Genomic DNA, 15,403 nt, shown 5'->3' on the forward strand with positions numbered 1-15,403 from the left:
GCTGCCGTGACGCCGTAGCCTGCGAGATTCGATTTCGTCGGATTCTCTGGCCGTGCGTACGCTGCATGGCGGGCGTATCGCGTAAGCAATTCAATTCCGTGCAATCCGGTTTGCATTTTCGCGGCAACCCAACAGGAATGGTTATGAACATGAACGCCATGTGGCTCAGGTGCGCGAGCCGCTTCGAAGGCTTGCGCGCTGGCGGCATTGTGGTCGTGCCTTTATTGGCAGTGCTCTTCGCCGGCGGATGCTCGGCCACGTATCAAGCCAAGAGCGGCGCCGACGCGGGCACGGAGAACACGCAGGCCACCAATGATGCTGCGAGCGAGCGAGAGAAGAACAGGGCGCTCTGCCGGAAGGGGCTCGAACTGGTGAATGCGGGGGTGATTCCTGCGCTCACCCTGCTGATGAACAAAGACTGTATGGATTCTGCAGACGCCAACGTTGCCAATAAGGCGGCGGATGCCATGCCAGGCACTGGCAGCAGGAACCCAAGCACAGGGCAAGAGGATCGCAATCGGCGAAGCTGGATGTTGGACGTCCCCGGCATTCCACCCGAGATTATCCCTGGTGCGAAACTCGGCTACTCCAAGGAGGAAAGCGCCAGACGCCTGAGGCCGGAAGTCCGAGAACTGCTTGCGGGGATTCTGCAGATCATGGACAGGCCGGATCAATATGTGGGCCGTCACGCGATCTATGACGCCTTGCATGTGGCGGGTGGAAAACGGGTGGTTCGCTACACGGATATGCCCGACGGGACCAAGGACTTGCGCTTTTGGGAAGACCTGCTGCCACAAGGGATCCTTGTCAATCCCGCTTGGACTGGCTCGTACTCCTACAACGGCCGGACTCAACGTGACAAGCAACCTGGGCGAAGCGTTGAGGTCGAGATCAAAATCAGGGCCCAGCGGGACTGCATCGACAGCCGCGCCGTGGAAGGGTATCTCGACCTGTACGTGGATCCGGTAATTATCCCGCTGATACACCCCCTACCGAGGGAGGATTGGGATCGGCATGGTCCGGGTGGACATTCAGTCTATGCCAAAGGTGCGAACCCCATGAATGAACTGCAGCTTGGTTTCACAGGCGGCTGCTGGACCCGTGTGACGTACAGAAATTTCTATCCTGAAAGTGAGGTGAAGGATGCAACAGTTTTCCAGCGGTAATCCAATTTTTGAAGGCCTGATGGGCAAGAATGGCGTTAGCCAGTCAGGTCTGCAGGGCATGATCGATCGCATCAATAAAAACACAGATTTGAATGCGTACTTCGTGCATGCCGCGTCCAACAATGACCTGGTAATTCGGCTTGCCACAGATGAAGAACTGACGACGACCGGCGCAGGAGCGTTCTTCGTTCCGAAAAAGAACGGAGACAACAAGTACATAATCGCCTTGCACCCAGCCTGGTTTACTCGCATATCGTTTCCCATATCGGCCCTGGGAACGCTTGCGCATGAAATGGACCACTACTTCCGTGTGGCCCGCCTGGAAGATGCGCAGCGATTGGTTGACGATCTAACGTACCGATCGGAGCTCAAGGGGGCAGACCGATTCACTGCTGTTGTGACGGAGCGTATGCAAGTGGAGCTCCTGGGGTGGTATAGAGGAATTCAAGCCATGCGCAGCGAGAACGGCGGGGCCGATGCCCAGCTCACTAGCCTGCAGAGAAGAACGATGACCGGGCCGGAGTCTCTCATTCTCCAGGTCGAGGAACAAGGCCGCAAGCTGGGCAAGACAGGTGCTGCGCTGCAGGACTACGTCGTAGAGAACGGAACAGGCCTGCTCTCCCGAAGCACTGTGGGTTACTGGGAAGACTATTCCAAAGGGCTGGACATCAGATTTGGCCTGACGGCTGGTGAAGCGGACTCGATTCGCAAGCAGCTTGCGTATGCCTACAGCGATCCAGGCGGGGTGGTCGACTGGGACCTGGTTCGCCTGCCAGAAGGTGGTGAACAGGTCACCCTTAGCTATCTTGACCATCGTGTTGTTCGTACCTACGGCATCTTTGGACAAAGCTCGCAAGCCGAGTATGACCGTGCCGGCAACCTCCTCGCGCGCAGCACAACCGTGGAGTCCGGCGGGATCTACACGACAACCATGCGAGACGGGCAAGGATCGATCAAACACATCGTCGAAGACCAGCGCTTTGATGACGGCACGGCGTTGACCACGATCCGCTACGATGATGGCCGTGTCGTCAAGACTACCTGGGACGGGAGTCAATCGACTGCCCAATCGGTCGCATACGAACCCTGGTCGCCGACAGGGGCCACGACAAACATCTTTGATCTCACCACCAGCACCTTGAGTGCTGCCGAACGAGAAGGCGCCGCCGACCCGCAGGCCAACGCAGCGGCTGTTGCCGATGGGCTGGTGAGCAGTGGCGGCGGCTGGCAAATCACCACCGATCCCAAGAAGCTGAACGACGACAGCTTCGTCAACGGCATCAAGGACAACACCGCCAACGCCGCCTTCACGCAAATCCTGTCGGACGGCTGGCGGCCGGGCAATGGCAACCTCGTTGGCCCCGTCATCGATCGAGTCGCCGCTGCCAATGGCGCTTATGGTTGGGGTAGCGTGGCCGGGCAAAACGCCAGCTTCGGTCTGTCGGGCACGCCTGTTCAGGGTATCTTCCTCAACACAGCCAACTCGCAGGCGCGTGTCACCCTGCCTACCGACCCGCTGGTTCTGGACCTGAATGGCGACGGCGTCAGGCTGACCAGCTACGTCAACGACCCGGTGCTGTTCGACACGGATAACGACGGCGGCAGCCTGGAACGGACCGGCTGGGTCAGCAAGGAAGACGGTATCGTCGTCGTCGATCGCAACAACAACGGCAGGATCGACAATATCAGCGAGACGCTGTCCGAGTACTACGGCGGTGCGGCTGGCTCCGACGGCGCCGCTGGCGCGAAGACATTCCGCGATGGTTTCGCGGCCCTCAAGAGCCTGGACAGCAACGACGACAACGTCTTCGACAGCCGCGATGCCTCGTGGGGCGCGGTCAAGGTCTGGGTCGACAGCAACCATGATGGCAAGAGCTGGAACGATGCCAATGGCAATGGCGTGGTCGATGCCAGCGAAGCGTCCGAGCTGAAGACGTTGAGCGAATTGGGCATCACGCAGATCAACCTTGCCAACACCGCACAGAGCGGTGCCGTGCGCGATGGCAACGAAGTGCTGGCACAGGGGACGTTCGTGCAGAACGGCCAGACCAGGGAGGCGCTTGCCGCCAATTTCCTGGCGAATCCGAACGGCCATACCTTCGCCGCCAGTGGCGCGGGCACAGTTGTATCGACCGAGGGCGGTGCGGGAGCTGCCGCGACCTCATCTTACGTAGCAGGTAACGCAGCAGGCGAGACCATCGATGTGGCGGAGAAAGGCGTGCGCAGCGCGGTCGGCGGCAAGGGCGACGATCTTATCAAGGGGGACGCCAACAACAATTGGCTGGCGGGGGGCGCCGGCAAGGATTCGCTCGACGGCGGCGCCGGGGATGACGTGTTGCTGATCGATGCCGAAGACACGAATGTCCAGGGGGGCGCCGGTACCGATATCGCGCAAGTAGTCGGCGACAGAGGTGTCACCTTGAACCTGGCCCAGAGCGGCATTGAAATTGCCCAGGGCGGGCGGGGCAACGATGTGTTCATTGGTGGTGGCCGCAGCAGCGTATTCATGAGCGGTGGCGACGGCGACGACATTTTGATCGGTGGTGGCGCCAACGATGCCATCAACGGCGACGCCGGCGATGACCAGATTGACGGCGGTGCCGGCAACGATGTGCTGCGCGGGCATCGCGGCCGCGACATCCTTGCGGGTGGACTCGGCGACGACTACCTTGACGGCGGGCTGGACGACGATACGCTCTCGGGCGGCGCTGGCAACGACATCCTCAAGGGAGGGGCGGGCGACGATATCCTCGATGGAGGCGACGGCACCGATGTCGTCGAACTCTCCGGCAGCTACAGCGAGTATCGCTTTACCCGTACGGATCAGGGCGTGTGGGTCAGCGATACGGTCGCTGGACGCGACGGTACCGATTTTCTCCGCAATATCGAGAAGGCCAATTTCAAGGATGTGTCGCTGGTCGACATCCCCGGGGAAAACGATCCCGGGCTGGACAACCCGCTGCCGGTGAAGGACGTGCTGACGCGTGACAAGAGCGGCGCGCTGCTGGGCCGCACGGCCGCTCACCTGCTGGCGCAGGAGCAACTGCTGGCCAACGACATCGATTGGCAAGGCGATACGTTGCGCATCAGCGAACTGTTCGACGTGCTGGGAGGCACAGCCCGCATCACGCAGTCCGGCGACGTGCTGTTTACGCCCGATGCCGGCTTCACTGGCATGATGGGCTTCAAATACACGGTCGTGGACAGCAAGGGCAACACGGCTGCCATGGTGGTCCAGGATAGCACCGGCAAGCGTGCCGTCATGCGTGCCGCCGTGACCTTGCGTACCCCGGACATGCCGAGCGATCCGGCGCTGGCGGACCAGTGGTACCTATCCGACGCCAACATCCTGCCCGTGTGGAGGGATTACAGCGGCAAGGGTGTACGGATCGGAGAGTTCGAGACGACGAGCCCTTTCGGGACCACCAAGGAGATTCTCGATACGCATCATCCCGACCTCAAAGCCAACCTGGATGCCCAATGGCTGGCGGAGACTGCACCCGGCCGCATGGCTGGTGAAGGCAGCGATGGAAAGTACAGCGAGCATGCCACCCTGGTTGCCGGCGTGATGGTGGCTGCAAGGAACGGCGAAGGCGGCGTGGGCGTGGCCTATGGCGCCACCCTGGGCGGGCACTGGCTCGACAGCAAGGACCTCTCCAGCCTGGACCGCATGAAGGAGTACGATGTGGTCAACCATAGTTGGGGTGCCACCGCGAACTTCGATGCGCGGTTCACACCGACAAACCTCGGGCTCATGCCGCAGGCATACCGCACCGCCGTGGCGAACGGCCGCAACGGCTTGGGCACGGTCATTGTCGCCGGAGGCGGCAATGACCGCGTCAACGGTGGCAATGCCAACTACACGAACCTGACCAACACGCGAACAGTGACAGCCGTGGGCGCCATCAACGCCAACACCGACCTTGGCGCCCTGCAGGTCGGCGGCACGCCGTTCTCCAATCCGGGCGCCAACCTGCTGGTCAGCGCGCCGGGTTCGAATATCGCTTCGACCAACCGCCTGCAACAGAACGAGAACGGCTCGACATTCGGCGCCGACAGCGCAACGGTGCAGGGTACCAGCTTTGCCACGCCGATCGTCTCCGGCATCGTGGCATTGATGCTGGAGGCGAACGCGAACCTTGGCTACCGTGACGTGCAGGAAATCCTCGCCCTCGCCGCAAGGAAGGTGAGTGACCCGGACGCCACCTGGCAGACCAATGGCAGCAAGGGCTGGAATGGCGGCGGCATGCACGTCAGCCATGACTACGGTTATGGCGAGGTGGACGCGCGCGCGGCCGTACGCCTGGCGGAAACCTGGATCAACCAGCAGACCTACTCGAACGAACGGCTACTGAGCACGGCGCCGGCGTCGGGGGCGCTTGCGCTGGCTATTCCCGATGGCGGCGCCAGCGGCGTCAGCCATGCGCTGGCCGTGAGCGGCGCGGATTTGCGCGCCGAATATGTCGAGATCCGCGTGAGCCTCACCCACGCACGGCCGGGCGACCTCATCCTCAAACTGGTTTCGCCCTCCGGTACCGAGTCGATCCTGATGGACCGCCCCGGCAAGAAGATTGGGGATGCAACCAGCGCGGGGGACGCCACGTTCAACGGCTCCAACACGTTGGACTATGTCTTTTCCACGGCTCGGCATCGTGGCGAAGATCCAAACGGCACCTGGACGATCAAGGTGACTGACACGGCCACCGGTGCGACCGGCACGCTTAACAACTGGAGCTTCAACGTCTTCGGCTCAGGCGGCACGGCCAATGACCACTATGTCTATACCAACGAGTACGCCCAACTCGCGACCGTTGCGGGTCGCAATGCGCTGAACGACACGGATGGCGGACGTGACACGATCAATGTGGCCGCCGTTGCCAGTGCCAGCCGGATCGACCTGACCGCTGGCACCGCGACAGTGGCTGGAGCCGCGTTGCATATCCAGAATTCTGGCCAGATCGAGAACGTGCTGGGTGGCGAATTCAACGACACGCTGATTGGCAACGCCGCCAGTAACATTCTGATGGGTGGTCGCGGGGACGACACCCTCGACGGGCGGGACGGCCAGGACACGCTCGACGGCGGGCTCGGCAACGATACCCTGTCGGGCGGTGCGGGCAGCGATCTGTTCGTGATCGGCCGGGAAGCCGGTGCGCAGGACACGATTCTCGACTTTGGCGCTGGAGCCAGCGCGAGCGTGGCGGAGACGATTGCCCTTGTCGGCTTCGGCGGCCTGAGTTTTGCTTCCCTTGCCCGCACCCAGGTTGGCGCGGATGTCCGCCTGGATCTGGGTGAGGATCAGACACTGTGGCTGCGCAACGTTCAGTTGAGTCAACTTAAGGCCGGGCAATTCCAGTTCTTCGCTGACCAGGCCGGCCTGCAGCGCTGGCAGGTGGGTTTCGCGGGGAGCACGGGGGCGGCTACCGAAGGTGACGACCTGCTGGCGGGTACCGCTGGCCCCGACACCCTCTTCGGCCTGGGGGGCAATGACACCTTACTTGGCAACGGTGGCAACGATGGACTTGTCGGCGGAGCCGGCGTCGATACGCTGGACGGCGGGGCCGGCAACGACGTGCTGGTCCTCGACGGCGATCAGGGATCCATCAACTTTGCCACGGGTGTGACCGGCGCCGGCGTACGCATCGGCGGACCGGGCGCCGACCGCTTCCTGGTGGCGGCCGATGGCGGAGGCGCCATGGGCTTCGGCATGATTGACTTCGATGTCACCGCGTCGAACCTCATTACAGATTTCGAGGTTGGCGCGGACCGTATCGACCTGAGCCAATTCAACTGGGTGACCAGCTTCAACCAACTTACCATCTCGAAGAGCTTCAACTTCAACGGCGCCTTCATCACGCGAGTGCTGGCCGGCAACGGCAGCCAGGCGATCGTGGTCCACCTGTATGGGGTTGATCCGGCCGCGCTCAATGCGGGTCATTTTATTTTCGCCGGCAGCGCGGACGCGACGCCAATGCCGCAGCCGGCGGAAGTGAGCCTGCCGGTTGCGGGAGCTGCGCCCAATGTGTTCGACGCCTTCGCGGCGGCGCCTGCGGTCGTACCGGTCATCCAGGGCACCACGGCCAACGATGTCCTGATCGGCGACGGCGGCGGCAATATTCTCGATGGAGGAGCGGGGGCGGACCGCATGGAAGGCCGCACTGGAGACGACACCTACATGGTCGACAACGCAGGCGACACGGTTGTCGAACTGGGTGGCGGCGGCTACGATCTGGTCAAGTCCAGCGTCAGCTATACGCTGGCCGACGAGGTCGAGGCACTGGAGCTGACGGGCTCGGGCGCCATCAACGGGACTGGCAACGGGCTGGCTAACCGAATCGTCGGCAATGCGGAGAACAACGTGCTGGATGGCGCCGGCGGTGCCGATACCCTGGTCGGCCATGCCGGCGACGACACCTACATCGTCGACGATGGTGCCGACCGTGTGATCGAGCGCGAGAACGAAGGCGTCGACACGGTCAAGTCATCGGTTTCCTTCACACTGGCCGACAATCTGGAGAACTTGGTCCTGACGGGGACGGCCGCTGTCAACGCGACCGGCAACAGCCTGGCCAACCAGTTGACCGGCAACGCCGCCGACAACCGTCTCGATGGCGCCGGTGGGGCGGACCGCATGGCGGGCGGCGCCGGCAACGACACCTATCTCGTCGACAATGCAGGGGATGTTGTCGTGGAGAACGCCGGAGAAGGTATTGACACGGTGGTCAGCACGGTCGATCAGACGCTTGCGGCCAATGTCGAGAATCTGATTCTGGTCGGTTCGGCCATCAATGGCATCGGGAATGCGCTTGATAATGAACTGCGTGGCAACTCGGCAAACAACCATTTGACTGGTGGTGCCGGCAATGACTGGCTCGATGGTGGTCAGGGCGCCGACACGCTGGTCGGTGGGGTGGGCGACGATACCTATGTGGTCGACCAGGCCGGCGACACCATCATCGAGAACGCGGGTGAAGGCAATGACACGGTCATTTCGGCGAATGGCTGGTCCATCGCAGCACTTGCCAATGTCGAGAACATCACGCTGACGGGCTCGGCTGCGGTCAATGCCACGGGTAATGGCGCGGACAACGTCCTGATCGGGAATGCGGGGAAGAACGTTCTGGACGCCGGCGCGGGCAACGATACCCTGGTCGGCGCTGCTGGCGACGATACGCTGAAGGGGGGCGCAGGCGACGACCGCTATGTGTTCAGGCTGGGCGATGGCCAGGACACCATTATCGAAGACCTCGCGGCAGGCGGTGGCACCGACACCATCGCATTCGGGGCTGGCATCGCCGTTGCCGATGTGACGATCGAGCACAATGACCTGGGTATGGTCCTCAAGCTTGCCAATGGCCAGCAGGTCGTATCGGGCTGGAATGCGACGGCGGGGCATGCTGTCGAACGCATCGAGTTCGCGGATGGTACTGTCCTGAGCACAGCGACGATGGGCGTGCGGCCCAACCACTTGCCGATCGTCTCGGCACCGATCGCGGACCAGAGTGCGACGGAAGATGCGTTGTTCCGCTTCGTCGTGCCGGCCAGTGCATTCACAGATGCAGACGTTGGGGACGTACTGAAACTGACGGCGACCAGGGCCGATGGCAAGGCGCTGCCAGGCTGGCTGAGTTTCGATGCGGCCACGCGCACTTTTAGCGGCGTGCCGACCAACGACGATGTGGGCTCGATCTCAATCAAGGTGATCGCGACCGATTTGGCCGGTGCTAGTGTCTCCGACGTCTTTGATGTCAATGTCGCGAACACCAACGATGCGCCGACGCCGCCGAACTACATCGTGGCCCCACGGGTGACCCAGGGAAAAGAACTGAGATTTTCCGTCCCGGCGAATGCCTTTACCGATGTCGATGCAGGGGACCAGCTCACCTACCGAGCCACCTTGGCAGACGGAACGGCGCTGCCGGCCTGGCTTACCTTCGATGCCAGGACGAGAACCTTTCAAGGTACGCCATCGCGGGCGGGAAAGGTATCCCTGCGCATATCGGCCACCGATCTCGCCGGGGCGAGCGCCTCGAATGTCTTTGACATCATTGTGATTACGCGGACGCTCGGGCCAGGCGACGTCGAGGGAATCGATGACCCGGCCGACGATCTCTCTGCCGGCCAGACGATCAATGGTCTGCGCGGCAACGTTACCCTGTCGGGCACGGGCGGTGATGATGTCCTGAGCGGCGGGGACGGCGATGACGTCCTGAACGGAGAGGACGGCGATGACGTGCTGAACGGCGGGGGCGGTGCAGACCGGCTGTATGGGGGGCGTGGCGACGACGTGCTGGACGGCGGCGCGGGCAACGATGCACTGTATGGTGGGAAAGGCAATGATACTTATCGGCTCGACCGCGGTGCTGGACAGGACACGATCGACGATTTCGATACCACTGCGGGCAACACCGATGTGCTTCAATTCGGCGGGGGCATCGCGGCGGATCAGCTCTGGTTCAGGAAGGCCAACCTGTGGGATCTTGAAGTCAGTGTCATCGGCACGGGCGACAAAGTGACCATCCGCGACTGGGACTTTTGGCACAAGGGCAGCAGTTGGGAGAATGCCCAGCATATCGAGCAGTTCAAGACAGCCGATGGCAAGGTCTTGCTGGATAGCCAAGTGGACCAACTGGTCACCGCGATGGCCGCTTTCGCGCCGCCCGGGGCCGGCCAGACCACATTGCCGGCCAGCTACCAGAGCGCGCTGGCGCCAGTGCTGGCCGCGAACTGGAAGTAGCCACGTTGACGGGCCGGCCCAGTCAGCCCGTCATTCATCCTTTTCATCCTTCATTTCCCATACGCTGCTCGCGCCGCCCCTGTCTTGGGGCAGCAGGGCGCATCCGCTTTGCACCTCCTGGTTGTTTGATGCTGATTTCCAATGACACCGCCGGCGGGGGATCTCCGGTCCCGACGCCTGAATCCCATGCCGTGGATTCGGGCCTGCTGTGCCTGGTGATGCTGGCGCGCTTTCATGGCATTGCCACCGACCCAGACCAGCTTGCCCATGAATGCGGCTCCGCCGGACAAGCCTTCTCGAAGCGAGACATGCTGCTGGCGGCCAAGCGCCTGGGATTGTCGGCCAAGAGCGCAAGCCCGGCACCTGAGCGGCTCTCCCACACGGCGCTGCCAGCCGTCGCCATCCTCGCGGACGGGCGATTCGTCGTGCTGGCGCAGGCCGACATCGCGGGGGGGCGCGTTCTGCTCCACGACCCCGCGGTCGAGCGGCCGCAGATTCAGCCCCTGGCAGACTTCCTGCAAGGCTGGTCTGGCGAGCTGATCCTGTTCGCCTCTCGCGCGTCGCTGGCCAGCGGGCTGGGCAAGTTCGACTTCACGTGGTTTATTCCGGCGATCGTCAAATACCGCAGGTTGCTGGGTGAGGTACTGCTGGTTTCGCTGGTGCTGCAACTGTTCGCGCTGGTCACTCCGCTGTTCTTTCAGGTAGTGATGGACAAGGTGCTGGTACACCGCGGCTTCACCACGCTCGATGTGATCGCCGTCGGCCTGCTGGTGGTGAGCCTCTTCGAGGTGGCGCTCACGGGCTTGCGCAGCTACATCTTCGCGCACACCACCAGCCGCATGGACGTGGAACTGGGGGCGCAGCTGTTTCGACACCTGCTGTCGCTGCCGCTGGCGTATTTCCAGGCGCGGCGTGTGGGCGATTCGGTAGCCCGTGTGCGCGAACTGGAGAATATCCGCAGTTTCCTGACCGGCAACGCTATCACGCTGGTGCTGGATCTGGTGTTTTCCGTGGCCTTCCTTGCCGTGATGTTGTACTACAGCGGATGGCTCACGCTGATCGTGGTGGTTTCGCTGCCCTGCTACGTGTTGCTGTCGGTGGCGGTGACGCCGATCCTGCGCATCCGGCTGCAGGAGAAGTTCAACCGTGGCGCGGAAAACCAGTCCTTCCTGGTGGAGACCATCGGTGGCATCGACACGGTCAAGTCGATGGCGGCGGAGCCGCAATGGACCCGCAAGTGGGACAACCAGCTGGCGGGCTACGTCTCGGCCAGCTTCAAGACCGCCACCATCGGCACCTTTGCCAGCAGCGGCGTTACGTTGATCGGCAAGATTGTCACCGTCACCACGATGTATTTCGGGGCCAGGCTGGTGATCGACGGCAGCATGACAGTGGGCCAGTTGGTGGCCTTCAACATGCTGGCCGGCCACGTGGCGCAGCCCGTCATGCGGCTTGCCCAACTGTGGACGGAATTCCAGCAGACCGGCATTTCGGTCCAGCGCCTGGGCGATATCCTGAACTCCCGCACCGAAGCGGCCGGCAACCGCAGCGCGTTGCCGCCGCTTCGCGGGCAGATCGAATTTGACGATATCGCGTTCCGCTACCGGCCGGATGCTCCGGAAGTCCTGCGCGGTGTGAGTCTCGCGGTGAGCCCCGGGGAGGTGATCGGCATCGTCGGTCGCTCCGGCTCGGGCAAGAGCACGCTGACCAGGCTGGTGCAGCGCCTCTATGTGCCGGAACGCGGCCGCGTGCTGGTCGACGGCGTAGACCTGGGTCTGGCGGATGCCTCTTCGCTGCGCCGCCAGATCGGCGTGGTGCTCCAGGAAAACGTCCTGTTCAACCGCTCCATTCGAGACAATATTGCCTTGACGGACCCCGGCGCACCTCTGGAGGCTGTGATGCGGGCGGCGCAACTTGGCGGCGCTCACGATTTCATCAGCGAGTTGCCGGAAGGCTACGACACCATGGTAGGTGAGCATGGCTCGACCCTGTCCGGAGGCCAGCGCCAGCGCATTGCCATTGCCCGAGCGTTGATGACCAACCCGCGCATCCTGATCTTCGATGAGGCCACCAGCGCGCTCGACTATGAATCCGAGCGCGTCATCCAGGACAATATGAGGGCCATTTGCCAGGGGCGTACCGTGATGATCATCGCGCATCGGCTGTCGGCGGTGCGCGACGCCAGCCGCATCATTGTGATGGAGCGGGGGCAGATCGCGGAATCCGGCAGCCACGCCGACCTGGTACAGCGTCCGGACGGTCTGTACGCGCGCCTGCATAGCCTGCAACAGGGGTGAGCGATGAAACTCCAACTACAGGCGGCCTGGGACCTGATCCAGCGCTACGTGCAAATTCTGACCCATGTCTGGCAGCGGCGCCGCGAACTTGAGGGGCGGGGGTACACCGCGCATGAGGCAGAGTTCCTGCCGGCAGCCTTGTCATTGCAGGAAAGCCCGGTTTCTCCCGCACCGCGCGCGGCCATGTGGCTGCTGATGGCGTTCGCATTGCTGGCGGTGCTGTGGTCCCTATTCGGCAAGATGGATGTAGTGGCCACCGCGCAGGGCAAGATCGTTCCGAATCATCGCACCAAGGTCATCCAGCCGCTGGAGGCGGCGGCGGTCAAAGCCATCCACGTCACCGACGGGCAGGCTGTGAAGGCTGGTGACCTGTTACTGGAGATGGATGCGACCTCTGCCCAGGCCGATACCGACCGTATTAGCAGCGATCGGCAGGTCGCCCGGCTACAAGTGGAGCGGGCCGAAGCACTGATGCACGCGTTGGAGGCCGGGAAGGTGATCCCGCTTGATGACAAAGAGGCCGATTCCGGCAAACGGGCAGAGGCGCAGCGCCTGCTGGACGGCCAGTATCTTGAATATCGCTCCAAGCTCGCCCGCATCGAAGCCGAGATCGCCCGCAGCGAGGCGGAGATCCGATCGACCCAGGCCACGGTGGAAAAGCTGTCGCAGACCGTGGTCATTGCGCGGCAGCGCGCCCACGACTACAAAACGCTCGTCGAGAAGAACTTCGTGTCCCAACATGGCTATCTCGAACGTGAGCAGGTGCGGATTGAACAGGAGGCCGACCTGGCCGTCCAGCGCAGCCGCCTGCGGGAAATCGAGGCCTCCTTGCGCGAAGCACGAGAGCAACGCACTTCCCTGCGCGCAGAAACCCGGAGGATCGCTCTGGAATCCCTCACTGATGGCCAACAGAAGGCGGCCAGCCTGGAGCAGGAGTTGCTCAAGGCGCAGACCCGCACCCGGCTTATGACACTGGTGGCGCCTGTCGATGGCACCGTGCAGCAACTGGCGATGCATACGGTAGGAGGAGTGGTGACACCAGCCCAGCCGCTGATGGTGATCGTGCCGACGGACGACGCGCTGGAGGTCGAGGCCTTCATCGAGAACAAAGACATTGGCTTCGTGCGCGCCGGCCAGGTCGCGGAGGCCAAGATCGAAACCTTCCAGTACACCAAGTACGGCACCATCCACGCCACGGTTGCCTCGGTGTCGCACGATGCGCAGAACGATGAGAAGCGCGGTCTGATCTATTCCAGCCGGGTTCGGCTGACACGTAACACAATGAACGTCGACGGCACCGAGGTGCACTTGTCGCCGGGCATGGCTGTGACAGTCGAGGTGAAAACCGGCAAGCGGCGGGTGATCGAATACTTCCTGAGCCCGCTGATGGAATACGGACAGGAAAGCCTGCGCGAGCGCTGACGCGCAAGTGGGTCCGTGAGTTGGCTCGGCCTGGATATCGGGCTAGCTGCGCCCTAACGCACCAGCGCCCGCAAGCCCTCCACCAACCTCCCGATCTCCGCCTCGGTGGTCAGGTAGCTGACCGAGGCGCGGGCGATCTGGCTGAGTCCGCGGGCGTGCATATCCAGGGGCGTATAGGCGACGCCGTTGCTGCCGATCACCACACCCTGCGCCGCCAGGCTGCGCTGCACCGAGACCGGGTCCTGGCCGGCCAGGTTGAACGCTACCAGTCCGGAGCGCTCGTGGCCCTGGTCCAGCACCGTCACGCCGGGTATGCCGGCCAGCTGCACACGCAGCGCCTGCGCGGTGGCATCGATCCGCGCACGAATGTTTTCAAGGCCGATCTCCAGCGCTTCCTGCAAGGCGTTGGCCAGGCCGCAGCGCAGCGCCATCGATGCTTCCGCCGATTCGAAGCGGGCCGCGCCGGCCCGCAGCACCGGCTCGCCGTCCGCGTCCAGCGGCGCGGAGTACGTGTCGACGAATGCCGGCGTGAGCCGGGGCAGGAAGTCCTGCCGCACATACAGCAGGCCTGTTCCCCTTGGGCCGCGCAGTGCCTTGCGCCCTGCGCCGCTGAGCACGTCGCAGCCCAACCGGGTGACATCGATCGGCAATTGCCCCACCGCCTGCGCCGCGTCGATGAAGTAGGGGATGCCGTGGCGCCGCGCCACTTGCCCGATGGCCGCTGCCGGGTTGATCAGCCCGCCGTTGGCCGGCAGCCAGGTCAGCGCAATCAGGCGCACGCGGTCGTCCAGCATGGCTTCCAGCGCCTCGGGATCCACCGCGCCGCTGTGATCGGACGCAATGGTTTCGATCGACACTCCCGCGCGCTGCGCCGTGAGTCGCATGGTGGCCAGGTTGCCGCCCCATTCGTGGCGCCCGACCAGGATCCGGTCGCCGGGTTGCCAGGCTCCCAGGGCGGCGAACGCGGCGCCCCAGCCGGGCGAATTGCCCGTGGTCAGCGCGATCTCCGCCGGCTGCGCGTTGAGCAGTTGCGCGGCGAGGGTGCGCGCGCGTTCCGTTTGTTCGCGCGCCGCGACGCCGGCTTCCATCGGTCCCAGCGTGGCCTCGCGCTGCAGGTGGCTGTAGATCGCCTCGATCGTGGCCGCTGACGGCAGGGAGGCGCCGCCGTGGTTGAAATGCGTGGTGCCTTGCGCACCCGGGGTAAGGGCGCGCAGGGCGTCGATGGCGGCAACGGTGAGGGGGGCTGGCATGGGGGCTCCTGTGATGCGCGTTCGGTTCAGGCCGAGGTCAGCGAGATGACCGCCTCGACTTCCACGGCAACGCCGGCAGGCAGCGAGGCCACGCCCACGGCGCTGCGCGCATGGCGGCCTGCATCGCCGAAGACCTGCACCATCAGGTCCGACGCACCGTTGGCGATGGCGCTTTGGCGATTGAAGTCCGGCGTACAAGCCACGAACACGCCCAGCCGTACCACACGGGCCACCCGGTCGAGCCGGTCACCCGTGGCGGCGGCGATCTGCGACAGGATGCCGAGCGCCGACAGCCGCGCCGCCCGCACGCCGTCTTCGTCCGAAATATTGTCGCCCAGGCGGCCCAGGTACGCGGCCTGGCCATGTTCGCGGGAGATCTGGCCGGAGATAAAGAGCTGGTTGCCGTCCTGCACGAACGACACGTAGTTGGCAGCGGGCGCGGCCGCGGCTTCGAGGGTCAGCCCGAGTTCAGCCACGCGGGCGGAGAGGGAGAGAGTCATGGGGGGTGCGCGGGAAAGAGATTGGGAAGGC

At 63.6% G+C, this 15,403-nt stretch carries 6 protein-coding genes; 4 read left to right on the top strand and 2 right to left on the bottom strand.

The annotated features are described in order from the left end of the window. Nucleotides 1-143: 143 nt before the first annotated feature. From A9975_RS01260 to A9975_RS01275, 4 genes are all read left to right on the top strand, one after another. Entirely contained in the window at nt 144-1,166 is a 1,023-nt protein-coding gene (locus tag A9975_RS01260) for a hypothetical protein (RefSeq protein WP_183031048.1), read from the top strand. After that, complete coding sequence (locus A9975_RS37875; RefSeq protein WP_183031049.1) at nt 1,144-9,903, top strand: putative Ig domain-containing protein; 8,760 nt, start codon at nt 1,144-1,146, stop codon at nt 9,901-9,903. The genes A9975_RS01260 and A9975_RS37875 overlap by 23 nt, the downstream gene beginning before the upstream one ends. A 128-nt stretch (nt 9,904-10,031) precedes the next feature. Beyond that, nucleotides 10,032-12,200, top strand: coding sequence for a type I secretion system permease/ATPase (locus A9975_RS01270; protein WP_183031050.1), 2,169 nt, complete (start codon nt 10,032-10,034; stop codon nt 12,198-12,200). Nucleotides 12,201-12,203: 3 nt separating this feature from the next. Beyond that, nucleotides 12,204-13,622, top strand: a complete 1,419-nt coding sequence (locus A9975_RS01275) for an HlyD family type I secretion periplasmic adaptor subunit (RefSeq protein WP_183031051.1) — start codon at nt 12,204-12,206, stop codon at nt 13,620-13,622. Between the two features lie 53 nt (nt 13,623-13,675). Here the strand turns inward: A9975_RS01275 and A9975_RS01280 are convergent, their stop codons facing one another. Then, nucleotides 13,676-14,872 (bottom strand): aminotransferase class V-fold PLP-dependent enzyme, encoded by a 1,197-nt coding sequence (locus A9975_RS01280; RefSeq protein ID WP_183031052.1) that lies wholly within the window; start codon nt 14,870-14,872, stop codon nt 13,676-13,678. A gap of 26 nt (nt 14,873-14,898) precedes the next feature. Continuing rightward, entirely contained in the window at nt 14,899-15,372 is a 474-nt protein-coding gene (locus A9975_RS01285) for a RidA family protein (RefSeq protein ID WP_183031053.1), read from the bottom strand. Between the last annotated feature and the right edge of the window lie 31 nt (nt 15,373-15,403).

Source organism: Cupriavidus sp. UME77, assembly GCF_014170355.1.
Lineage (GTDB): Bacteria > Pseudomonadota > Gammaproteobacteria > Burkholderiales > Burkholderiaceae > Cupriavidus > Cupriavidus basilensis.

Coding starts and splice junctions, on each gene's coding strand:
- A9975_RS01285 (WP_183031053.1), bottom strand. CDS start 15,372: ATGACTCTCTCCCTCTCCGCCCGCGTGGCTGAACTCGGGCTGACCCTC.
- A9975_RS01280 (WP_183031052.1), bottom strand. CDS start 14,872: ATGCCAGCCCCCCTCACCGTTGCCGCCATCGACGCCCTGCGCGCCCTT.
- A9975_RS01275 (WP_183031051.1), top strand. CDS start 12,204: ATGAAACTCCAACTACAGGCGGCCTGGGACCTGATCCAGCGCTACGTG.
- A9975_RS01270 (WP_183031050.1), top strand. CDS start 10,032: ATGCTGATTTCCAATGACACCGCCGGCGGGGGATCTCCGGTCCCGACG.
- A9975_RS37875 (WP_183031049.1), top strand. CDS start 1,144: ATGCAACAGTTTTCCAGCGGTAATCCAATTTTTGAAGGCCTGATGGGC.
- A9975_RS01260 (WP_183031048.1), top strand. CDS start 144: ATGAACATGAACGCCATGTGGCTCAGGTGCGCGAGCCGCTTCGAAGGC.